Source organism: Endozoicomonas sp. ALE010, from assembly GCF_049310165.1.
GTDB lineage: Bacteria > Pseudomonadota > Gammaproteobacteria > Pseudomonadales > Endozoicomonadaceae > Endozoicomonas.
The window spans coordinates 93,235-116,953 of record NZ_JBLYNV010000010.1; the positions used below are offsets into that span (position 1 = coordinate 93,235).

Sequence of the window (23,719 nt, forward strand, 5' to 3'; positions counted from 1 at the left end):
TCATTCCAGCCTGTCTTTGCTGGTTGGTGGTAAAAAGGTAACCCTGTAAATTCTTTTTCCGGGGTACTCAAGAACCATAAAGCTGAAAAGTCAGCTATGCTCTGTCAGGAGAGTGCAGGCGACCTCTGACAATACAAAGCCTGTAATTGAATATATTTTTAAACTAAATAAATTGTGCTGCTGCCATCCGGAATTATGGGGCCGCAATAGCTTGAACCAGCAGGGGCGGTCGGAAAACATCCGACCCTATCTGAGGGGGATCGTTCACTGACTGGCTATCGACATCATCAGTGACCTCTGTTTTTCAGCCAGTCAGGCTTGTCAAAGCAGATTTCCCGGGATAAGCCCCAGACTCACGGGGTAATGATCATGCAAGAAGGTGTAATGCAGCGGATGTGGAGTTCTTCCCACATTGCAGGGGGAAATGCTGCATACGTCGAGGATATGTACGAACGCTATCTGCGCGATCCCAACAGCGTAGAAGTACAGTGGCGTGACTATTTTGAAAAGTTGCCCCCGGTAAGTGGTGGTGGAGCGGATGTTCCACATTCTACCATCCAGGAAAATTTCATCCTTATGGCGCGTCAGCGTCAGACTACCCGCCCGATTCAGACATCATCGGTTTCCAGTGATCACGAACGCAAGCAGGTTCAGGTTTTGCGTTTGATCAGCGCTTTTCGGATTCGCGGTCATCAGCAGGCTGTTATTGATCCTCTCGGTGTGATGAAACGGGAAGAGTTTCCTGATCTATCCCTGGCATACCACGGTCTCAGCGAAGCGGATCTGGATACCGAGTTTCATACTTCAACGTTGTTTATTGGCAAGGAACACGCTTCTCTCCGGGAAATATACGATGCCTTAAAAGCCACCTATTGCCAGTCAATTGGTGTTGAATATATGCACATTCCCCAGACAGAAGAACGCCGCTGGTTTCAGAGTCGTATGGAAAGTGTTCGCAGCCGCCCGGAAGTAGGAGTAGAAGCCAAGCTGCACTTGCTGGAACGATTGACTGCAGCGGAAGGTCTGGAAAAATACCTGGGGACCAAGTTTCCCGGAACCAAACGGTTTGGCCTGGAAGGTGGTGAGTCTCTGATCCCCATGCTGGATGAGATTATTCAGCGCTCCGGCTCCTATGGTTCGAAGGAGCTGGTGATCGGCATGGCTCACCGTGGCCGCTTGAACGTACTGGTCAATATTCTGGGTAAGAAGCCCGGAGATCTGTTTGACGAATTTGAAGGCAAGAAGCTGGTTGAACGCGGCTCTGGTGATGTGAAATACCATCAGGGCTTCTCTTCCAATGTGATGACGCCGGGTGGTGAGGTGCATCTTGCCCTGATGTTTAACCCATCGCATCTGGAAATTGTTACCCCGGTGGTTGAGGGTTCAGTCAGAGCCCGTCAGGACCGTCGAAAAGATTCAGTGGGCAACAAAGTAGTGCCAATTGCCATTCACGGTGATGCCGCTTTTGCGGGGCAGGGGGTTGTGATGGAAACCCTGCAAATGTCCCAGACCCGTGCCTATAAAACCGGTGGCACCATCCATATCATCATTAACAACCAGGTTGGCTTTACCACCAGTTTCCGTGAAGATGCCCGTTCCACAGAATACTGTACCGATGTTGCCAAGATTGTCGGGGCACCGATCCTTCATGTTAACGGTGATGACCCTGAGGCGGTTCAGTTTGCTACCAAACTGGCCCTTGATTACCGCATGGAGTTCCATAAAGACATTGTTGTAGACCTGGTCTGTTACCGTCGTCGCGGGCACAATGAGGCGGATGAGCCGTCCGCCACTCAGCCGATGATGTACAGCAAGATTAAATCCCACACGACCACCAGGGATCTTTATGCCAAGGTTCTGCTGGGTGAAGGTGTGATCAGTGAGGCGGCTGATAAAGAGCTGGTAGAGAGTTTCCGTAATGCCCTCGACAACGGTGAGCATGTGGTCAAGGCCCTGGTAAAAGAGCCTAATAAAGAGCTCTTTGTGGATTGGGCACCCTATCTTGGTCACGAATGGACTGCCCGCCATGATACCCGTGTCGCCGTGGGAACACTGCAATCATTAGGCCAGAAGCTGTGTGAAATTCCCGAAGGTTTTGTGTTGCAGCGTCAGGTCAGCAAGATCGTTGAGGATCGTCGTAAAATGGCGGCAGGAGCCCTGCCGATTAACTGGGGGTGTGCTGAACTGCTGGCCTATGCGTCACTGCTGATGGAAGGCAGTGAAGTTCGAATTACCGGGCAGGACGTTGGTCGGGGAACATTTTCTCACCGCCATGCGGTATTCCATAACCAGAAAGATGGCTCGACGTTGGTGAACCTGACCAAACTTTCCCCGGAGCAGCCACGATTCCAGATCTGGGACTCATTCCTGTCCGAGGAAGCGGTTCTGGCTTTTGAGTACGGCTACGCAGCAACAACGCCCAATGCACTGGTTATCTGGGAAGCTCAGTTTGGTGATTTTGCCAACGGTGCCCAGGTGGTTATTGACCAGTTTATTTCCAGTGGCGAGCACAAGTGGGGGCGCCTGTCAGGCCTCACCATGCTGCTCCCTCATGGTTATGAAGGTCAGGGGCCGGAGCACTCATCGGCCAGACTTGAGCGATTCCTGCAGCTGTGTGCGGAACACAACATTCAGGTCTGCGTTCCGACAACGCCAGCACAGGTGTTCCATATGTTGAGACGGCAGATGCTGCGTCCGCTGCGTAAACCGTTGGTGGCATTTACCCCCAAGAGTCTGCTCCGTCACAAACAGGCCACCTCCTCTCTGGAAGAGCTGGCAGAGGGCAGTTTCCAGACGATTATCCCCGAGGTTGACGGTCATGAGCCATCAGTGATCACCCGGATGATTATGTGCTCAGGCAAGGTCTACTATGATCTGCTGGAAAAGAAGAGAACGGAAGGGCTGACTGATACGGTGATTATCCGCATTGAACAGCTTTACCCATTCCCTCAGGATGATCTGGATGAACTCATTGTCAGTTATCCAAACCTGAAAGATGTGGTCTGGTGTCAGGAAGAGCCAATGAACCAGGGGGCGTGGTACTGTAGTCAGCATCACATGCGTCGCTCAGTTGCCGTTCATCCGAATAAAACAATGAGTCTCAAGTACGCAGGGCGCGAAGCATCAGCCGCTCCGGCATGTGGCTATATGTCAATACATGCCCAGGAACAGCAGCAATTGGTAAATGATGCTTTCAGCATTTGAATAATGATAATTTACTGCTCATGCTGAGCAGTAATATTGGTTAAACGGCCAGCAGGTACTATTTATCGATCTGGCCAGAGCGTTTAACACAGTTTCTGTGAATAACGCTTAAAGGGGCGAAGACGCAAAGGATCAATAATGGCCACAGAAATTAAAGCACCTACCTTTCCTGAATCCGTTGCTGATGGCACCGTTGCAACCTGGCACAAGCAGCCCGGTGAACAATGCCATCGGGATGAACTGCTGGTTGATATTGAAACCGATAAAGTGGTTCTTGAAGTTGTTGCACCGGCAGATGGTGTTTTGAGTGAAATTATCAAGCCTGAAGGTGAAGTTGTTCTCAGCAGTGAAGTGGTTGGAATTTTCCAGGAGGGGGCTTCTGCTGGCACCGCCCCGGCTGCCGCTGAAGCTTCAGCTACTCCTGCAGCTTCACCGGAAGCCATTAAGGAAGAGCCCATTCTCAATCCTGCAGCACGCCGGATGGCTGATGAGAAAGGCCTTGATCCAGCAGCTATTCCCGGTACCGGTAAAGGTGGCCGTGTAACCAAGGAAGATGTGGTTCGTCATGTTGAAGCTGGTGCTCAGGTGTCACCAGCCCCGACAGTTGATGCCACTCCGGCAGTGTCCACGGCTGCTGCACCAGCACCTCAGGTCGAGGCAACCGCACCGGTGTTTGCCGGTGAGCGTGTAGAGAAACGGGTACCCATGACCCGCCTGCGAGCCAAGGTTGCCGAGCGTCTGGTTCAGGCCCAGCAGAATGCGGCCATGTTGACTACTTTCAACGAGATCAACATGAAACCGGTTATGGAGCTTCGTGCCCAGTACAAAGATACCTTTGAGAAGCGTCATGGCGTACGACTTGGTTTTATGTCTTTCTTTGTCAAGGCCTGTGTTGAAGCGCTCCGCCGTCATCCAGTGGTCAACGCCTCTATTGATGGCAATGATATTGTCTACCATGGCTACCAGGATATTGGTGTTGCCGTTTCCAGTGATCGCGGGCTGGTAGTACCAGTGCTTCGTAACACCGAAGATATGAGCCTTGCTGATATTGAGGCAAAAATCCGTGAGTTCGGTAAAAAGGCAATGGATGGCAAGCTCGGCATCGATGAAATGACCGGTGGAACGTTCACCATTTCCAATGGCGGTGTATTCGGTTCACTGTTGTCAACGCCCATCCTGAATCCACCACAGTCGGCCATCCTGGGAATGCATAAAATTCAGGAACGTCCCATGGCGGTTAACGGCAAGGTTGAAATTTTACCCATGATGTACCTTGCCCTGTCCTATGACCACCGTCTGCTGGATGGCAAGGACGCAGTTACCTTTCTTGTGACCATCAAGGAACTGCTGGAAGATCCGGCCAGAATGCTTCTGGACGTTTGATTCCGGATTGTACCGGGCAGCCTTATTTTTTCTATTAAGCGGTGCTGCCCATTATTGACTTGACCCGTATACCTTGTTTTATAAACCGTTTTGGAAATAACTTATGGCAAATCAGTTCGACGTGGTAGTTATTGGCGCAGGCCCTGCCGGTTACGTCTGTGCTATTCGTGCAGCCCAGCTGGGGCTGAAAACTGCCTGTATCGAGAAGTGGTCCGATGACAAGGGTAAGGCCAAACTGGGCGGTACCTGCCTGAATGTTGGCTGTATCCCTTCCAAGGCCCTTCTGGATAGCTCCCACAAATTTATTGAAGCCAAGGAAGATTTTGTCAGGCACGGCATTAAGCACAGCGGTGTAGATATCGATGTCCCTGCAATGCTTGCCCGCAAGGACAATATTGTGAACCAGCTGACTACCGGTGTTACCGGTCTGTTCAAGGCAAATGGTGTGACCTTGCTGGAAGGTGCCGGTAAAGTGCTGTCTGGCAAGCAGGTTGAATTAACCAGGGCTGACGGTTCTGTCGAAGTGGTTGATGCTGCCAACGTGGTGATTGCCACTGGCTCCCGTCCCATTGAAATTCCCCCCACACCGCTGACTGAAGGCCTTATTGTTGACTCTACCGGTGCTCTTGAGTTTCAGGAAGTCCCGAAGCGTCTCGGGGTTATTGGTGCCGGTGTTATTGGTCTGGAACTGGGGTCTGTCTGGGGAAGGCTGGGCGCTGAAGTGGTTGTCCTTGAAGCCCAGGATAAATTCCTGGCCCTGGCTGACCAGCAAATCGCCAAAGAAACCCAGAAGATTTTCAAAAAGCAGGGACTGGACATTCGCCTGGGTGCACGGGTGACCGGTTCTGAAGTCAAGGGTAGCGAAGTTGAAGTAACCTATCAGGATGCCAATGGTGATGAACAGAAGCTGACCTTTGATAAACTGATTGTTGCTGTCGGTCGTCGCCCCTATACAGAAAACCTGCTGGCTACTGACTCCGGTGTCAATCTGGATGAACGCGGTTTTATTTTTGTTGATGATAACTGTGCCACTGACGTTCCCGGCGTTTATGCGGTTGGGGACGTGGTCCGGGGTCCGATGCTCGCTCATAAGGGCAGTGAAGAAGGCATTATGGTGGCGGAAATCATTGCTGGTCAGAAAGCACAGATGAACTATGACCTGATTCCTTCGGTGATTTATACTCACCCTGAAGTGGCATGGGTTGGTAAAACCGAAGAAGAAGTCAAGGCCAGTGGTGACGAGTACAAAGTGGGTACCTTCCCGTTTGCCGCCAGTGGTCGTGCGCTGGCTGCCAATGATACCCATGGCATGGTCAAGGTGATTGCCGACAAGGTAACGGACCGTATTCTTGGCGTTCATGTTGTGGGCCCAAGCGCAGCTGAGCTGGTGCAACAGGGGGTTATTGCCATGGAGTTCGCTGCCAGCAGTGAAGATCTTGCGCTGACCATTTTCTCACACCCAACCCTGAGTGAAGCACTGCACGAAGCAGTTCTGGCGGTTGATGGCCACGCTATCCATATTGCCAATCGCAAACGTCGTTAAACGTATCTTAAGGGGAGCGGTCAGGGTCGACTTGCTCCTTTCTTCATAGACAATATCCAGGGATATGGTTTGACGAGAAACTTAAAAACAACGCTCAAATAAGAAAGAGGGCCGCGTCAGAATGAATCTTCATGAATATCAGGGCAAACAACTCTTTGCCAAATATGGACTGCCCGTCTCTCAGGGCGTCGCTGCGGATACGCCAGAGCAGGCTGCTGCTGCTGCCGATGAAATCGGTGGTAATCAGTGGGTGGTTAAGGCCCAGGTGCACGCCGGTGGTCGTGGTAAGGCGGGTGGTGTGAAGCTGGTCTCCAGCAAAGACGAAATCCGCGCGTTCGCCGAGCAGTGGTTAGGTAAAAACCTGGTCACTTATCAGACCGATGAAAATGGCCAGCCGGTCAGCAAGATACTGGTTGAAAGCTGCACTGATATTGATCAAGAGCTTTATCTTGGCGCTGTTGTTGATCGCGCAACCCGTCGCATCGTGTTTATGGCCTCCACTGAAGGTGGGGTTGAAATTGAGAAGGTGGCGGAAGAAACACCGGAAAAAATCCTTAAGGCGACCATTGATCCCCTGACCGGTGCCCAACCTTATCAGGCCCGTGAGCTGGCTTTCAAACTGGGTCTGGAAGGAAAGCAGATCAAGCAGTTTACCCAGATTTTCCTTGGTCTGGCGAAACTCTTCCAGGAATGCGACCTTGCCCTGCTGGAGATCAACCCGCTGGTAATCACCAAAGAAGGTGACCTGCACTGCCTGGATGCGAAAATCAACATTGATAGCAACGCCCTGTACCGTCAGCCACAGTTAAAAGCCATGCATGATCCTTCCCAGGAAGATGCCCGTGAAGCCCATGCCGCTGAGTGGGAGCTTAACTACGTCGCACTGGATGGCAACATTGGCTGCATGGTGAATGGTGCAGGCCTTGCTATGGGGACCATGGATATCGTTAAGCTGCATGGCGGTGCGCCTGCCAACTTCCTGGATGTTGGTGGTGGTGCAACCAAAGAGCGTGTCACCGAAGCCTTCAAGATCATTCTCTCTGATGACAGTGTGAAAGCCGTTCTGGTCAATATCTTTGGTGGTATTGTCCGCTGTGATCTGATTGCTGAAGGTATTATCGGTGCGGTTAAAGAAGTCGGCGTTGAAGTTCCTGTCGTGGTTCGCCTGGAGGGCAACAATGCCGACCTGGGTGCGCAGACCCTTGCCAACAGTGGACTTGATATCATCGCGGCCAACAGTTTGACCGAGGCTGCCCAACAGGTAGTTAAGGCAGCGGGGAACCAGTAATGAGCATTTTAATTAATAAAGACACCAAAGTTATCTGCCAGGGGTTCACCGGTGCCCAGGGGACTTTTCACTCCGAACAGGCCATTGCTTACGGCACTCGCATGGTGGGTGGCGTAACACCGGGCAAAGGTGGTCAGACTCATCTGGACCTGCCCGTCTTCAATACGGTGGCTGAAGCGGTTGATCAGACCGGTGCAGAAGCGTCGGTTATCTATGTTCCTGCGCCTTTCTGTAAGGACTCCATTCTTGAAGCTGCTTATGCTGGCATCAAGTTGATTGTCTGCATCACTGAAGGTATTCCTACGCTGGATATGCTGGAATGCAAGGTCAAGTGTGATGAATTGGGTGTTCGTCTTATCGGTCCCAACTGCCCGGGTGTTATCACGCCAGGTGAGTGCAAGATCGGTATTATGCCGGGCCATATCCATCTGCCGGGCAAGGTGGGTATTGTTTCCCGTTCCGGCACGCTGACCTATGAAGCGGTCAAACAGACCACCGATTATGGCTTTGGTCAGTCTACCTGTGTTGGTATTGGTGGTGACCCTATTCCCGGTTCCAACTTTATCGATATTCTGGAACTGTTCCAGAATGATGACAAGACTGAAGCTATCGTGATGATTGGTGAAATCGGTGGTTCTGCTGAAGAAGAAGCGGCTGCTTATATCAAGGAGCATGTCACCAAACCTGTCGTCTCTTACATTGCCGGTGTCACAGCGCCTCCGGGCAAGCGGATGGGCCATGCCGGTGCGATTATTGCCGGTGGTAAGGGGACTGCCGATGAGAAGTTTGCGGCACTTGAATCTGCAGGTGTCAAGACGGTTCGCAGTCTGGCGGATATCGGTGAAGCTCTGAAAGAAGTGACCGGTTGGTAAAACAACCGGTTCAGGTAACAAAAAAAAAGGCCGGATTTATATCCGGCCTTTTTTGTGATGGAAAATACTGGATCAGAGGTCAGGCTGCGTAAGCATCTTCAAGGATTTCACGGGAGGTATTGAGATCCTGGTCACCGGTCTCTGACAGAGCCGTCATGCCATGGGCTTCCAGAGCCTTGATCACGTTCTCAATCTGGTTGTGCTCAACACCATACTGTGACAGTCGTGTTTTTACACCCAGGGATTCAAAGAAATCGCGGGTTTTCTCAATAGCGAGATCAACCTTTTCATCGTCACTACCTTCTCTGATATCCCAAACGCGTTCTGCATACTGCACCAGTTTTGTTCGCTTCTTATCTTTGCGCAGCTTCCACAGGGATGGCAGAACCACTGCCAGACTCTGGGCGTGGTCCAGGCCAAACAGGTCAGTCAGCTCGTGGCCAATCATGTGGGTGCCCCAGTCCTGGGGAACGCCAACACCAATATAGCCATTCAGGGCCGAAGTGGCACTCCACATCAGGTTGGCACGGGCATCGTAGTTGTCTGGCTCAGCCAGCGTTACCGGGCCCACTTCAATCAGCGTTTTCAGAATACCTTCCGCCATACGATCCTGAATCCGGGCGTCAACAGGGTAGGTAACATACTGTTCAAGTACATGAACGAAGGCATCCACTACGCCATTGGCGATTTGCACCGGCGGCAGGGTGAAGGTCAGTGATGGGTCCAGAATGGAAAACTGAGGGTAGAGCAGTGGACTCATAACCGGCAGTTTGCCAATGTCGTGAGAAATAACGGCACCCATGTTCATCTCAGAACCTGTGGCCGGTAAGGTGGCAACCGTACCCAGTGGAATGGCAGTGGTGATCGGCGCACCGGCAAAACCTGCCTTGAGCAGATCCACTTCGTCACCTTCATAAGGTGCTGCCGCAGCAACAAACTTGGTGCCATCCATGACAGAGCCGCCACCAACCGCCAGCAGGAAGTCAATGTTTTCAGCACGGACGATCTCAACTGCTTTCATCAGGGTGTTAAAGGTTGGGTTTGGCTCGATACCGCTGAACTCAAAAACTTCACGGTTACCTAATCCGGCCAGCACCTTTTCCAGGGTACCGAATTTCTTCACACTGCCACCGCCGTAAAGGACCAGTACTTTGGCATTAGCCGGTACCAGTTGATCCAGTTCCTGCAGACGGTCCTGGCCAAACACAATGTGGGTTGGATTCTGATAATTAAAATTCATCATTGCGATTCTTCCTCATTAAATTTCCTAGCCAGCGTAGATTATCCTTTCTGTGCAGGAATAGAATAACCATAACTTGCAAAGTCATGCCTAAAACGATCAGTAGTGGTTTTTTTATGTATTGGGTGAAGCTATGCTGTGCCTAAATTACCGATCAGAAGATAAGACATGACGCCATTAGCCCAGACCCTCTCTCCTTTGGCCAAAGAAGAGGGCTATAACAAAACCCATATTCCCGGCGTTGGCGTTTTTAAAGCCAGCGAATCCAGAGAACGTGAGCCACTGTGCTATAGCCAAGGTATTATCATTGTAGCCCAGAGTGCAAAACGGATTTACCTGGAGCAGCAGGCTTATGAATATAATCCGGATAACTATCTGGTACTGACTTTGCCTATTCCTGCGGAATGCGAAACCATTGTTGCTGAAGATAAGCCATTATTATCCATGCTGGTCGATATCGATATCAGCCTGTTGCATCCGCTGGTGCGATTGTTCGACCACCATCAACAGGCGACAGACACCATGGAAGATCTGTTAGAGGCACGAAGCAGTTTATATGTCAGCCCGGTGACGGATGTTTTCTCAGCAACGGTGTTAAGGCTGGCTCAGTGCCTTCACTCGCCGCTGGAGAGTGAAGCCTTAGGCAAAGGGCTGGTGCAAGAGTTGCTTTTTCATGTTCTTAACGGGGAGCAGGCTGCGCCATTATTTGCCCTGGCCAGACACAATACGCATATCGCCCGTCTGGAGCGGGCAATGAAGTATATGCACGAGCATTATGATCAGTCCCTTGATGTTGGGCACCTGGCCTCTATGGCTAATATGAGTCCATCAACCTTCCATCGTAATTTCCGGTATATGACATCATCGTCGCCTATTCAGTACCTGAAGAAACTGCGCCTGAGTCGGGCCAGAGAGTTGTTACAGGATCACGGGGTCAGAGTAAAGCAGGCAGCTGCAGAGGTTGGCTATGATAGCCCAACGCAATTCAGCAGGGAATTTAAACGTTACTTCGGGTTAACGCCTCAGGCATGTGCGGCAGCCTGATTTTGTCAGGCGGTGGCAGGGTTGATTAAGTAGTTAACCAAATGAAATCATATATTTCTGACTAAGTTGTCAGTCACTCTGCGGCGTTGCAACTCCGGTCACATAGCTACGGCTATGCTCCCTACGTTGCGCCTTGCATAGCAACTGCCCACTTAGCCAGAAATATACGATTCCATTTGGCCAACTACTTATTAGCCATTGTCTGAAGTTACTTTCAATTTCATTGCTGCCTTTTTCTGGTGTTCTTATAGCCATCGTCGTGAAATTTCCTTATCCTCGCGCTTTTTTCTCAGGAGCCTGCCAGTGGATGCCCTTGATCTGAATCCGGACAAATATCGACTTGCCAGAGCTCTACGTCCTTTCTCATATTCTGTTGCCCTGGTAACCTGCGGCCTTGGCGTGGTAATGGCTTATCAGCAGGGTGTTGGCGACTGGCGCAGAGCACTGCTGGTTATGTTGGCTGGCGTATTGCTTCAGGCTGCCAGCAATCTTGCCAATGACCATGCTGATCTGGTGTTGTGGAAAAAACGTTCTGGAGAGTTGGCAAGGCAGGTGGTTAAGCAGATTCATCGAAACTTTATCCTGGCGGGGTTTTGTGCCCTGATTGCCTGCATGATGGGACTATTGTTGGTAATCGATGTTGGCTGGCCGTTATTGTTGCTTGGTGTCTTTGGTGTCGTCGGCGGTTATTTTTATACCGGTGAACCCATTGTCTATAAACATCGCGGCTGGGGGGTGCCGGCAGTATTTCTGTTTACTGGTGTACTGATGGTCAGTGGTGCCTTTTATGCCGTTGGAGGGTACTGGAATAATGAAGTGGTCTGGATGTCGATTCCGGTGAGTTTGCTGGCTTCTGCGTTGTTGCTGTCCAATGAGATCCGGGATTACCTGGATGATATCAGTCACAATATTCGCACGTTAACCGTTCGTATGGGACTGGTTCCAGCGAAATGCCTTTATGCCGTGCTGTTACTGGCAGGGTTTCCTCTCAGTTTTCTGTTGTATTATTCGGGCGAGTTGGATAACCCGCTTTATCTGCTGATAGCGCTGCCTTTTGCCATTGCGCCGCTCAGATTGCTTGCCAACCATTCTGGTGATGCTGAGATGGTTCGTTTGCCTCCTCTGACAGGACGTTTTTTTATCGTCTTTGGCCTGGGATTTATGCTTTCAATTGTATTTTAAGTGAGAGGGCGTAAAGGGGCTCTGAAATACAATAAACCCTATGCCGTTTATCGGGTATCTTAAAACCCCGCTTGAGTCTCGGCACAATACAGGCCATTACCGTCAGTCCTTGTTTCTCAGATCATAGGTTTTTGCATCAAATAACTCTTCGGGTTGGTTCGGAAGGTTAATAGCCTGTCTGCCGTTGCTATTACCGATAAGCTTCAGTTTGGTGAATCGATCCCGGGTCGCTTTTACCAGTGTTTCCGAGTTACGCATAATGGTGGGGCGGATAAACAACATCAGGTTCTTTTTTTCATCGCCGCTCTGGTTATAACGGAAGAGGTTGCCCAAAATTGGGATGCTCCCAAGCAGTGGTACTTTTTTCCTGCTTTTGGATTTGATGTCTTCAATCAGTCCACCAATAACGACGGTTTGTCCATCATCCACCAGTACCGAGGTCTTCAGGGAGCGGGTGTTGAACAGCAGGTCATTGCTATCGGAGCCAAGCAACTGTTTGGTGGTGCCCACATCCAGTGAAGAAACCTCTTGCTCCAGCATCAGTCTCAGGCTGTTGCCTTCGTTGATATGGGGGGTGATCTTGAGTTTTAGCCCCACATCCTTGCGTTCAGTGGTGGTAAAAGGGTTATTACTATTGCCACTGGATGACGTCTGGTATGAGCCGGTTTTGATGGGAATGTTTTTGCCGATAATCAGCTCTGCCTCTTCATTATCCAGAGTCAGCATACTGGGGGTAGAGAGGATATTGTTATTGGACTTTGCGCTTAACGCACTGACCAGAACGCCGAAGTTATCAGCGCGCAGCGCCAGGGATCCGAGGGCAATACCAGGCTTATCATCCAGAATATGCCCGGTTATGCTGCTTTTAATAATGTTACTTGAATCGGATGTACCACGAATCGTGTTAGTCCCATCAATGCCCCATTGAACACCCAGCGCATCATTAATCCCACCAGACACTTCAACAATAACGGCCTCCAATAACACCTGGGCCCTGGGCACATCAAGCTGGCGGACAATTTTCTCCATCTCCTGAAGGGTTTCCGGGTCGGCAATCATCACCAGGGCATTCTGGGTTTCATCCGCTTTGACAAACGCCGTCGTGGCTGCGGACTTGCTTTTGGCACCAGACTTGGTGGTGGCCTGGGATGAGGACTGGTTTGATGAGCCGGGGGAGACTGAGCTTGATGCAACCGATGACGATGGCGTTGCAGCGGTTCTCTTTCCCTGGCTGTCCTGAATAATGCCTGAGGCTTCCGACAGAATTTCCGCAATGTTTTTGGCATCGGCAAAACTCAGGAACATGACTTTGGTGGTCGATTTTCGAATACCTTCCTTATCAAGGGTGTCAGCCAGTTTTCTGACCCGTGCCCGTTTGCTGGCGTTGCCCTTAACCACCAGACGATTGCTTCGCTCATCGGCGATCACCTGGAGCCCGCTGGGGAGCTGTCCCTTGCCGGTGACCAGGGTATCCGAGATTATTTTTGAGACATCTCCCACCCAGGCGTGTTTCAGCTGGATGACTTCATAGTCGTTATTGCCGGCATCATCCAGCTCCCGTATCAGTTTGGTGATGCGCTCTACATTATCGGCAAGGTCACTAATGATGACCGCATTACTGGAAGCAGATGCAGCAGCATGGCCATACTGGGCAATCAGGGGGCGAATAATCGGGATGACTTCGACAGCGGATACACTGTGCAGATCGACAACCCTGGTGGTCATCACGCCATCAATGGGCTTCGGAGTGTCTCCGGGGCTGCTGGTTTTTGCCGTGGCTGTGGGGACAACATTAATAATATGGCCATCGGCCTTGGGAATGACGGTATAACCATTAGCGGAGAGGACTTCCAGGAAAACATCGTAGACCTCATCCCGGCTCAATGGCTTGCTGGAAATGACGGTAACGGTATTGCCTCCTTTAATCCGGGGATCGATAACAAATGTCTCTCCGGTTATTTTGGCCACCTGAGTGATAAATTCACGGATATCGGCATTCTGCTGATTCAGTGTCCAGAGCTTATCATTGGGCACCGGTACAGCGTTATTGGCAGCAGGCTGTAAACCGGTATTTACCTTGCTGGCAAACAGTGGGGTGACAGCCATCATCAGCACCAGAGGAATGGCTCTGATTAACTTTCTGTTATGAGAGTGTGGTAAACGTGGTAACAAGAGTAGCGCTCTGGTGTTCATGATGTGACCATTAACTCAGCAGTTTGTCATTGTTGTCATTACAGTTCCTGACTGGCGTCCTGCAGTTTCTCCCTGAGGTCCTGCATTCGCTGTTCAAGAGACATATCATCCGGATAATCATGGTTGCCCGGACGCTGCTCCATTGACTCGGGGGTGTCTTCCGCCACAGGCCTGAATTCCTGAAAGGCTCTGGAATCCCTGGCTGTTTCCGGAAAGTATAGTTTTTCAAGCTGGTTACCCCGTTGAATGACAATGTGATCGGAATAAACCTGATTCAGAATGGCACCTCCGGGAAGAGCGTCACCAATTTCATATAACTTGTCCTGGTTGGCTATTTGAATAATTGCACTTGCGTACTTTTTGTTTTCAATACCTGAGAGTGCCCCTCTGAGAATCAGATTCATTTTTGTTATGGGGATCTCTTTATTGTTTTGAGTTATTTCCTGATTGTCACTAAAACCAAAAATCAACTCAAAGTCTTCATGTTTGATGGTTGAGGCGTTTTTTAAAACGATAGTTTTATTATTATCACTATTTTGCAAGGGTTCGCTGCTGACGATTTGATAAAAGTGAAATGCTTGAAAACTGAGGCTAAGGATCATAACGATGAAAATAATCAGAATGATAAGGTTCCGATTATTTTTATGCCCCCATTGCAGAAATGTGGTGAAAACCACTGGTTTCATGGTCATATCTTCTGAAGTTAACGAATAGGCTATTCTTTACTCTAAATAAAAGCATAAGAGTTTTGTTTTTTAAAGAAATAAGTTTTTTCAAAAAGGAAAGGCCTAACCGCCTCCCGGGTGCTTCCTTTTTGATTTAAGGAGTTCATGATATTGGCTACACCTCTGACCACTGACTATGACACCGAAGATGATGCTGAAAGCGAAGCCAGCGTTTTACCAAGACTGCCTTTTAGTTTTGCCAAAAGGCATGGCGTTGTGCTCATTGAGAATGATAGTGGGATAGCCACACTCTATTTTCATAACACACCACCGGCTGAGCTGATTGCTGAAATCAGTCGCTTTTCCGGTGTTTTTCCTGCCTATGAGCAGGTCGATGCCGAAAAACTGTCAGAGGTGCTGGCTCACTGCTATCACAATGACAGTTCAGAAGCATTGCAGGATGCCGCCGGCATCAGTGATCACCCGGACCTGACCAGTCTGGCGGATGCCGTTCCGATCACGGAAGACCTGCTTGAGCAAAGTGACGATGCCCCGGTTATCCGTTTAATTAATGCGCTGCTCACTGAGGCGATCAAGGAAGGTGCTTCCGATGTGCATATTGAAACCTTTGAGTCGGCACTCGTGGTTCGGCTGCGGGTGGATGGTGTATTAAGGGAAGTACTGTCACTTAAAAGGACCATTGCCTCTTTGCTGGTTTCCCGCATCAAGGTGATGGCCCGGCTGGATATTGCCGAGAAACGGGTACCCCAGGATGGCCGGATTTCGCTGAGGGTGGCCGGTAAGGAAGTGGATGTCCGGGTGTCCACGCTGCCTTCCAGTAATGGTGAGCGGGTCGTACTCCGGCTTCTGGACAAAGCAGCAGGCCGTCTTGAACTCAGGCACCTCGGTATGACCGAGCGGAACCGTTCACTGATCGAAGGACTGCTGCAAAAACCTTATGGCATTATTCTGGTGACAGGGCCAACAGGATCCGGCAAGACAACGTCTCTATATGCCAGCCTTACCCTTCTGAATGACCAGACCCGAAATATTCTCACCGTTGAAGACCCCATTGAGTATCACCTGGAAGGGATTGGCCAGACCCAGGTAAACACAAAAGTCGATATGACTTTTGCCCGGGGATTGAGAGCTATTCTGCGACAGGACCCCGATGTGGTGATGGTCGGAGAGATCCGTGACCGGGAAACCGCTGAAATAGCGGTACAGGCCAGTTTGACCGGGCATCTGGTACTTTCCACGCTTCATACCAATACGGCGGTCGGTGCCCTGACCCGTCTTCAGGATATGGGCATTGAACCTTTTCTGATGTCGTCCAGTCTACTTGGGGTGATTGCCCAACGTCTGGTCAGGGTGCTCTGCAGTGACTGTAAATTGCCATACAGCCCTGATGATGCCGAATGCCAGCAGTTAGGCATTGATGCTTCTGATGGGGTAACGCTGTATCACGCCCAAGGGTGTAAGTGCTGTAATTTCAGTGGCTATCGCGGGCGTACCGGCATTTATGAAGTTTTTGTTATTAATGAGCAGGTCCGGCGAATGATCCATGGGCTCAAAGGGGAGCAGGAGATTACGGACTGTGTTCGTGAGTCCAGTCCCGGCATCCGTGAAGATGGCAGCAGAAAAGTGCTGGAAGGGGTTACAACACTTGAAGAGGTACTTCGGGTTACCCAGAAAGACTGATTATGGCTGCTGAAGAAAAAGGCTCAGGATTATGGCCGCGTTTGAATATATAGCCCTGGACCATCAGGGTAAACAGCATAAAGGTACCCTGGAAGCGGACAGTGGGCGTCAGGTTCGCCAGATGCTGCGGGATAAACAGTGGACACCGCTGTCAGTTAATACGCTTGCCGATCGCAAACAGCAGGGAGAGGAAGGCCGAAGCTTCTTTCTGCGCCGGGGCATTTCAGCCGTTGAGTTGGCTACAGTAACCCGGCAGCTGGCTACGCTGATCCAGGCGGCAATGCCTATTGAGGAGGCGCTCAATGGTGTGGCAGCCCAGCAGGAAAAAAGACGAATAAAAAATATGTTGCTGGCTGTTCGTTCACGGGTGCTTGAAGGCTATACCCTGGCCAAAAGCCTGGAAGCCTTCCCGGAAGTCTTCCCCCAGATGTATCGGGCAACGGTTGCGGCAGGGGAGCATGCCGGTTATCTCGACCGTGTTCTCAATCGTCTGGCCGACTACACTGAGGCCAGAATGCGTTCTGGCCAGAAAATACAGCAGGCACTGGTCTATCCGGTCATACTGATGTTGGCGTCCATTGGGATTGTCAGTTTCCTGCTGGGATTTGTCGTGCCGGATGTTATTAAGGTCTTTCTGGATTCCGGTCAGGAGCTGCCATTAATCACAGAGCTATTGATTAATGCCAGTGAGGGGTTTCAGACATGGTGGCCGGTGATTTTTGGTGTGATTGTTGCGGCTATTGTGGTTGTCCGGCATTCACTGAAAAAGGCCTCCGTACGACTTTCCTGGCACCGGGTTCAGTTAACGTTGCCGTTGGTTGGGCGATTTGTCCGAACGGCCAATGCCGCCCGCTTTGCCAGTACATTGAGCATGTTAACCCGCAGTGGGGTTTCGCTGGTAGAGGCCCTGATGATTGCTGCCCAGGTGGTTAATAACGATGCCATCAAACATGCCGTTCAGGATGTTGCCCGGCGAGTCAGTGAAGGAACCAGTCTTCACAGGGCACTGGCAGAAACCGGCTACTTTCCACCCCTGATGCTCCACATGATCGCCAGTGGCGAGGCAACCGGAGAGCTGGATCAAATGCTGGAGAGAACTGCACAGAATCAGCAGATGGAGCTGGAAGGGCGCATAACCGTCATCCTTGGACTGTTTGAGCCTTTGATGCTGGTCCTGATGGGGGGAGTGGTCATGATGATTGTTCTGGCTATCCTGTTGCCGATACTCAATATGAATCAGCTGTTGAATTGAGGCCAGGAGTGAAACAGAGCTAAATCGTCCTGGATGAAAAATGCTGAACGGCCTATTCACAGAAAATCGAGGTCAACCAACATGATAAAAAACCGGCTTAGAAGAAGAGGGCCTGATGCGGCTAATTCAGTGCACGCTGAACGGGGCTTTACACTGATTGAAATTATGGTGGTGGTGGTCATTTTGGGAATTCTGGCAGCTATGGTGGTTCCCAAAATTCTTTCCCGGCCTGATCAGGCAAAGGTCACCGTTGCCCGTGCGGATATTGAAGCGATTTCTCAGGCGCTGGAGCTTTTCAGGCTTGATAATGGTTTTTATCCCACCCTGGACCAGGGGCTTGAGGCACTGACTCAGAAACCATCTTCTCCTCCAGAGCCTAGAAACTGGAATCCCGAAGGGTACCTGAAAAAAGTGCCATTGGATCCGTGGGGGAATCCCTACATGTATTTACAGCCCGGTAATCACGGCAAGTATGACCTTTATTCTTTCGGAGCGAATGGCCGTGAGGGCGGCGAAGGTCTCGATGCTGATATTGTGAACTGGGATAACTAGGAGCCTGTCGGACTTAAGACTGCCCTACTGCGGTTGCGATAAATTGGTCTAAAAATTCCTGCTTCTTCGTCAAATAGCCCCGCTATTCTCCTCAGAAGCAGAAATTTTTACCCTCAATTTCTCGCAATCCTCGCTACGGACGCTTAAGTCCGACAGGCTCCAAGGTTTTTTTGGCAAACAGGACAAGGAAATGGCATCACCTCAACAGCAAGGATTTACCCTGATCGAAATGCTGGTGGTGGTGGTCATCATTGGGGTTCTTCTGGGTATTACCCTGCTAAGCCCGATAACCGGCAGCATTCACAAGGTGGTGCAGAAAGAAGCGACACGATTGCAGGCATTATTTACCCAGGTTCGTGACAAAGCGCTGCTGGAAAATAATCACTACGGCTTCTCAATTGATAACGACGGGTATTACCGCTGGTGGGTATTACCGGCAGATACTCAGGAATGGGCTGAGTTGGCGCAATCCCCTTTTCAGCCCAGGTTGCTGCCAGACACATTAAGCCTGAGCCTTGAGTCCAGTGAGAATTTCATGCCTTTTGATGTGGATGAACAGTATCCATCCGTTGTTTTCTATTCAGACTACCAGGTAACCCCCTTCAGGCTCGGCATTGTTCCGGTTGGCAACAGCAAACAGTCACTCTATCTGCGCACAGACGGATTGTCCGATATTGAATGGGTCAGGGAGTAACGAGCGTTGCTATGAGTTATTGGGGTTTCAGGCTAAACCGGCTTTTTCTACCCAGCAGAAACCTGAATCGTGGTCAGGGTTTTACCTTGCTGGAAGTTATGGTGGCTCTGGCCGTATTTGCCCTGGCCGCTTCTATGCTGATTCTTTCTGATGGCAACAGCATTCGCCAGACCCGATACCAGAAGGAAAAAATACTGGCTTCGCAGATTGCCGACCACTATCTCAATACACTTTATGCCGAGGGGCGCTGGAGTGGTTCGGCAGTGAGGCCTCAAATTGAAAGCTATGCCGGTTTTCAGTGGTATGTCCGGGAAACATCCGCATCCACCGGGTCACCCGATTTCAGACAGGTGCAGGTCGAAGTATTTATCGGTGAGTCTGAACCAGAAAAAGGTGCTGTTCCCCTGGCAAGGTTATCTACCTGGCTGAGGAGGCCCCGGCAATAATGCTCAACAAACGTTTTTGCCTGGCTATGGGTAGACACTTGAACATTGTTCAGGTACCGGGTGGCTTTACCCTTCTCGAGTTAATGGTTGCTATCGTACTGTTCAGCATGATCAGTACGGCAGCCTATAAGCTGTTTATGTCAGTCACCCGTGCACAGGAAGCAACGCAGTTGGTGCTGGATGACATGGATAAATTACAACGGGCTGAAATCATTCTGGAAAAAGACGTGTTCCAAATAACCCGAAGACCGGTCAGGGATGAACAAGGCTTGCAGCAGCCTGCACTGAAAGCCCCGGGTCCGGGCAGGACGTTAATGGAGTTTACCCGTTCAGGATGGCAAAACTCCCTGAAGGCAGCACGAAGTACACTGCAACGTGTGGCTTATGCTGTGGAGGGTCATCAGTTAATCCGTTATTACTGGCCTGCTTTGGACAGGGCTCCGGAATCTACTCGTATTCGTCAGGTTGTGCTGTCTGGTGTGAACAGCATGAAAGTACGATTCCGCAATGATCACAAGGAATGGATAAGCAGCTGGCCTCCAAAACAGAACCTGCAGTCAGTTGCCAATGTGGGACGCGCAGATCAAGTACCGACGGCCGTGGAGCTGACCATTGTTCATGAGACGATGGGGTCCATGGTCACCGTGGTTCCGCTGATCACGTACAAACCTGATCAGGGCAATAAAGAGGGAGACCCATCCCAGGAGAACAGGAATAACGCGCCGGGTAACATACGGCCACAGCCCACAGGCCGATCCGGAGATAGTGTCGATGGTTATTGAGCCTGCTGAAAACCGCCAGCCAGTCAGGGCTTCGCCTGGTAAATTCCCATCATGCCACCAATCAGGGATTGCTCTTATTTATGTGCTGCTGATTTTTTTGCTGATCACAACGGTCGCTTCTGAGATTGTTATGAATCTCTGGCTGCACACTGAGAAGAACGCCCGATATCTGGAAAGAACCCAGGCAAAACACTATGCACTGGGCGCTGAACAGTACGTCGCATGGCTGCTGGAACAAGATTTTCAACAGGATAAAAAAAATAACCGAATGGTGGATCATGAAAATGAGCTGTGGAATGTTGAAACCATCAACTATGACGTAGAACAGGGCGTTATCGAATTACAGGTTCAGGATGAACAGAGCCGGTTTAATTTGAACTGGCTTGCTGATGAGAGTAAGCCCTCAGGTGAACCGCGGGCGGAAAGAGGTGGTTCACCGGCTGTGCAAATGTTTGAGAATCTGCTGACAGCGCAATCCATGGATCCGCAACTGGCCGACAACATAGCTCGCTGGATGAACAAAGAGCAGAAAAGTGTCTCAAGGGGAACGGAAGATCAGGTCTATCTATCCCTTGTTCCCCCAAGACGAACCGGACAAACTGAAATGACATCGGTCTCGGAATTGATATTAATTGATGGTTTTAATAACGAGGAAGTTGAAAAACTGTTGCCATATATTACGGTTATACCCAGATCATCAAAAATGAATATGAACACAGCTCTGCCAGAGGTTATCCGTTCGTTAAACAAGAATATCTCCGAAGGGGATGCCTTAATGATCATTAGCCGCCGGGGTGATGCCGGGTTATCCAATATTGAAGAATTGAATCAGCTTGTCGCTCTATCTGGAAAGGCCGGGATTTTTAATGAGAGAAATCAAAATGAGCGGGTAGTATTCGACAGTCAGTATTTCAGTGCCCGGATTAAGGCAACCTTTAGAGAGACCACCTTTTACTTAAAAACGATTTTTTACCGAAGCAGTGAGGGGCATGTGCAGGTTATCGGCAGAGAAATCGGGCCGGGTCAATATTGGGCTCCTGCTAATAAGGCCGATTTAACAGGGAACTCAGGGGCTAATAAATGAAAAAAATACTATTGGTTCGAATGCCTGCTCCAGTCAGCTCTGTTGATGCCAGTACCGTTGTCCAGTGGGGGAAGTTTACATCGGCAGGCTCTTTGACCGGAGAACTCCATCTGACAGCGATTGATCAGCTCAGAGCAGCATGGTGTGCTGACGAGCCTGAAGATCGAGAGGACGTTGACCGCCTGCCGGATGAGGTCATTCTGCTCCTGGGGGGATCGCTTTGTTTGTATAAACACCTGATGATTAATGCGGGCCAGAAAAAGCACCTGGCAACCGCACTCCCTTATCTGGTGGAGGAGCATCTGGCCCAGGATATTGAAACCATGCATATTGTTCATGGTTTTCCTGACAGGGACTTGCAGGTTTCTGTCGCCGGTATTCCCCACTCAACCCTACAGGCCATGCTGGCCCTCTTTGAGGAACATCAGTTACCCCTGACCAGCATCCTGGCTGAAATGCAGTTTCTGAAGGCTGAGCCGGGATATACCTGCCTGATAATGGACAATGATGCGGTGATGATGGCCTCACCCGGTCGTGAAGGCGTCACCCTGAATTACGAAGCGCTCCCCATCGTATTCCCGGATCATCCCGATCAGGGAGATCATCAACTCCCTGATACTCTGGCCAGCTCTCTGGATAATACGGTTGCTGAAACAGTGAATGAGCTGCCCTCAAAAGTCAGATTGATGTTCTCTGACAATACGCTGGCGGTTACCGCAACCAGAATGGATGAAACATCCGGTTTGCTTGCTGAGCGTGGCTGGCTCGTCGATAAGTTACCGCTTAAGGGCTCGGTCTTTGAGTATTTTGCCGGGCTCTATTTTACTGCAAGGCGCAACAATCAGCTGCTTGATTTCCGACAGGGGGCCTATCAGTGCCCGAGAAGAACCGGGCGATTTATCCGGCGCTGGTGGCCACTGTTGGCTGCGGCTGGCTGCTGGCTGATTCTTGAGCTTGGACTGTCAGTTACAGAAGGTGTGATTTATCAGAATAAGTCGGAATCCCTCTGGAGGGATTCCATAAAAAACTACCTCTCGGTATTCCCCAGTGACCGACAAGCCCAGCAGGCACAGGCACGACAACAGATGTCTTTTAATGTGAAGCAAATAATGGAGCACCGCTTTCGTACTCTGGATGCTCAAATCTCCGAAACCCCTTTTCTATCCATGCTTCAGGCTCTTTCCCATGTTTCTGGCACCATGGGCGACAAAGTAAAACTTGAGCCCAGGCATCTGGATTTCAACGAGGCTACCGGTCAACTGGTCTATGAATTTGAAACCGGTGAGTTAGACACGGTGAACCAGCTTCTGGAAAAGCTCAACACTTCCGGCTTACAAGGTAAGCTGGATAACGCTAACCAGGGTAAGTCCGGTGTGATTGCCAGAGTTACGATCAGGAGATGATTGGGGGGGACCATGCAAAAACTGAATCGCCTGCTAATGGCTAACCCGTACTGGCAGCACTGTAAATCCTGGTATGAAATGCGGCCTTCCGGAGATCGTAAAATACTCCAACTGCTTGTTACTCTGGTGTTTGCAGCGCTGATCTATCTGCTGATTTGGGAGCCCGTAAGCCAATGGTCGAAGGCTCAGAAAAGCAACTATCTCTATCAGCAGGAAATGAACACCTGGTTACACAATAATTTACCCAAAGCCCGTGACCTGCAGAAAAATCAACAAAGAGCTTCACCCCGTCAGGAACTCTCCTCCATAGCTGCCAATGTTGCCCAACAGGCAGGTATTACCCTGGGAAGAGTGCAGCCAGACCGCAAGGGCCTCTCGGTTTGGGTTGAAGATGCAGCCTACCAGAAACTGCTTAAATGGCTTGTGCTGCTGCAAACAAAGCATGGTGTTGCCATCCAGCAGGTGCGTATTGATCAGCTGAAAGAAGAGGGGCGGGTAAAGAGTTATATCCATCTGGGGGGCTGAACAAAGCAGCATAAGGTTCACCCTGAGTTTGATGCTTGTTATCCGACGCTCTTGTTGTTTGAAATTGTTGTTCGAGGATTGTTCAGATAAATACCGCAAAAAGGGATTGACACACTCTCTCGATTCGATATCATACCGGCCACAAGCGCAGGGTGATTAGCTCAGCTGGGAGAGCATCTGCCTTACAAGCAGAGGGTCGGCGGTTCGATCCCGTCATCACCCACCAGCTAGAAACTAGTATCTTGAAACTAGAGACTAGATAGCGGACCGGTAGTTCAGTCGGTTAGAATGCCGGCCTGTCACGCCGGAGGTCGCGGGTTCGAGTCCCGTCCGGTCCGCCATACAACTTAACCCTTACGATATCTGTCGTAAGGGTTTTGTCGTTTATAGGGCCTGTAAACAAAGGGTTAAACGCACTTCGCTGGAGGATTCGCCCTCCCCACAAACAAGCTATTTTCCACCTTTTTTTGCCGTTTTCTCTCTGCTCTCTGAAAAAGTGGAGGATTTTGCCTTGCGAGGTCTCCAGCGGTGTTTTTCCTTATTAAAGTCAGATTGTTAGGCTAAATGTCGTGCTGGTGCATATTCTGGCTAATCGTGAACGCTCATTCTGGCAAAGCGTGAACACGAATTCTGGCCAGGCGTGAACATGGATTCTGGCTGATCGTG

General features: G+C 50.4%; 19 protein-coding genes and 2 tRNA genes. 18 read left to right on the forward strand and 3 right to left on the reverse strand.

Features of this window, described 5'->3' with window-relative positions; genetic code table 11:
- Positions 1-369 precede the first annotated feature (369 nt).
- The 5 genes from ACO6UY_RS06805 to sucD all read left to right on the forward strand — a co-directional run bounded on the left by ACO6UY_RS06805 (position 370) and on the right by sucD (position 8,290).
- A complete protein-coding gene (locus ACO6UY_RS06805) occupies positions 370-3,204 on the forward strand; it encodes a 2-oxoglutarate dehydrogenase E1 component (protein WP_422445975.1) in 2,835 nt (944 codons plus the stop codon).
- Positions 3,205-3,342: 138 nt separating this feature from the next.
- A complete protein-coding gene (odhB, locus tag ACO6UY_RS06810) occupies positions 3,343-4,587 on the forward strand; it encodes a 2-oxoglutarate dehydrogenase complex dihydrolipoyllysine-residue succinyltransferase (protein WP_422460730.1) in 1,245 nt (414 codons plus the stop codon).
- Between the two features lie 103 nt (positions 4,588-4,690).
- On the forward strand, positions 4,691-6,130 hold the full coding sequence (gene lpdA, locus ACO6UY_RS06815; RefSeq protein ID WP_422445971.1) for a dihydrolipoyl dehydrogenase: 1,440 nt from the start codon (positions 4,691-4,693) through the stop codon (positions 6,128-6,130).
- Positions 6,131-6,251: 121 nt separating this feature from the next.
- Positions 6,252-7,418, forward strand: coding sequence for an ADP-forming succinate--CoA ligase subunit beta (gene sucC / locus ACO6UY_RS06820; RefSeq protein ID WP_163370820.1), 1,167 nt, complete (start codon positions 6,252-6,254; stop codon positions 7,416-7,418).
- On the forward strand, positions 7,418-8,290 hold the full coding sequence (gene sucD / locus ACO6UY_RS06825; protein WP_422445969.1) for a succinate--CoA ligase subunit alpha: 873 nt from the start codon (positions 7,418-7,420) through the stop codon (positions 8,288-8,290). Before sucC ends, sucD begins: the two co-directional genes overlap by 1 nt.
- A 79-nt stretch (positions 8,291-8,369) precedes the next feature.
- Here sucD and ACO6UY_RS06830 read toward each other — a convergent pair whose 3' ends face one another.
- Positions 8,370-9,533 (reverse strand): iron-containing alcohol dehydrogenase, encoded by a 1,164-nt coding sequence (locus ACO6UY_RS06830; protein WP_422460732.1) that lies wholly within the window; start codon positions 9,531-9,533, stop codon positions 8,370-8,372.
- A 165-nt stretch (positions 9,534-9,698) separates the two neighbouring features.
- Between ACO6UY_RS06830 and ACO6UY_RS06835 the strand changes: the two genes are divergently transcribed.
- Both ACO6UY_RS06835 and ACO6UY_RS06840 read left to right on the forward strand, forming a co-directional pair.
- Complete coding sequence (locus tag ACO6UY_RS06835; RefSeq protein ID WP_422489444.1) at positions 9,699-10,574, forward strand: AraC family transcriptional regulator N-terminal domain-containing protein; 876 nt, start codon at positions 9,699-9,701, stop codon at positions 10,572-10,574.
- Between the two features lie 303 nt (positions 10,575-10,877).
- Entirely contained in the window at positions 10,878-11,756 is an 879-nt protein-coding gene (locus ACO6UY_RS06840; protein ID WP_422445963.1) for a prenyltransferase, read from the forward strand.
- 102 nt (positions 11,757-11,858) lie between these two features.
- On the opposite strand, the gene gspD is transcribed toward ACO6UY_RS06840, so the two are convergent.
- Entirely contained in the window at positions 11,859-13,949 is a 2,091-nt protein-coding gene (gspD, locus tag ACO6UY_RS06845) for a type II secretion system secretin GspD (protein ID WP_422489446.1), read from the reverse strand.
- A gap of 38 nt (positions 13,950-13,987) precedes the next feature.
- Positions 13,988-14,635: a type II secretion system protein N gene (locus tag ACO6UY_RS06850; RefSeq protein WP_422460736.1), complete on the reverse strand. Its 648-nt coding sequence runs from the start codon at positions 14,633-14,635 to the stop codon at positions 13,988-13,990.
- 144 nt (positions 14,636-14,779) lie between these two features.
- Between ACO6UY_RS06850 and gspE the strand changes: the two genes are divergently transcribed.
- From gspE to ACO6UY_RS06905, 11 genes are all read left to right on the forward strand, one after another.
- Positions 14,780-16,315 carry a type II secretion system ATPase GspE gene (gene gspE / locus ACO6UY_RS06855; protein WP_422460738.1) on the forward strand — a complete coding sequence of 512 codons (1,536 nt, stop codon included), beginning with the start codon at positions 14,780-14,782 and terminating at the stop codon, positions 16,313-16,315.
- Between the two features lie 31 nt (positions 16,316-16,346).
- Complete coding sequence (gene gspF / locus ACO6UY_RS06860) at positions 16,347-17,567, forward strand: type II secretion system inner membrane protein GspF (RefSeq protein WP_422445957.1); 1,221 nt, start codon at positions 16,347-16,349, stop codon at positions 17,565-17,567.
- A gap of 81 nt (positions 17,568-17,648) precedes the next feature.
- A complete protein-coding gene (gene gspG / locus ACO6UY_RS06865; protein ID WP_422445955.1) occupies positions 17,649-18,119 on the forward strand; it encodes a type II secretion system major pseudopilin GspG in 471 nt (156 codons plus the stop codon).
- A 190-nt stretch (positions 18,120-18,309) separates the two neighbouring features.
- Complete coding sequence (gene gspH, locus ACO6UY_RS06870) at positions 18,310-18,813, forward strand: type II secretion system minor pseudopilin GspH (protein ID WP_422445953.1); 504 nt, start codon at positions 18,310-18,312, stop codon at positions 18,811-18,813.
- A gap of 11 nt (positions 18,814-18,824) precedes the next feature.
- Positions 18,825-19,259, forward strand: coding sequence for a type II secretion system minor pseudopilin GspI (gene gspI / locus ACO6UY_RS06875; protein ID WP_422445951.1), 435 nt, complete (start codon positions 18,825-18,827; stop codon positions 19,257-19,259).
- Positions 19,259-20,041 carry a type II secretion system minor pseudopilin GspJ gene (gene gspJ / locus ACO6UY_RS06880; RefSeq protein WP_422445949.1) on the forward strand — a complete coding sequence of 261 codons (783 nt, stop codon included), beginning with the start codon at positions 19,259-19,261 and terminating at the stop codon, positions 20,039-20,041. Before gspI ends, gspJ begins: the two co-directional genes overlap by 1 nt.
- Positions 20,031-21,125, forward strand: coding sequence for a type II secretion system minor pseudopilin GspK (gene gspK / locus ACO6UY_RS06885; RefSeq protein ID WP_422445947.1), 1,095 nt, complete (start codon positions 20,031-20,033; stop codon positions 21,123-21,125). The genes gspJ and gspK overlap by 11 nt, the downstream gene beginning before the upstream one ends.
- Complete coding sequence (gene gspL, locus ACO6UY_RS06890; RefSeq protein WP_422445946.1) at positions 21,122-22,528, forward strand: type II secretion system protein GspL; 1,407 nt, start codon at positions 21,122-21,124, stop codon at positions 22,526-22,528. Before gspK ends, gspL begins: the two co-directional genes overlap by 4 nt.
- 12 nt (positions 22,529-22,540) lie before the next feature.
- The gene (gspM, locus tag ACO6UY_RS06895) at positions 22,541-23,053 is read left to right on the forward strand and encodes a type II secretion system protein GspM (RefSeq protein WP_422445944.1); all 513 of its coding nucleotides are present in this window, start codon (positions 22,541-22,543) and stop codon (positions 23,051-23,053) included.
- Positions 23,054-23,203: 150 nt separating this feature from the next.
- Positions 23,204-23,279 (forward strand) — tRNA-Val (locus ACO6UY_RS06900).
- A gap of 38 nt (positions 23,280-23,317) precedes the next feature.
- Positions 23,318-23,394: transfer RNA gene (locus ACO6UY_RS06905), tRNA-Asp, on the forward strand.
- Positions 23,395-23,719 lie beyond the last annotated feature (325 nt).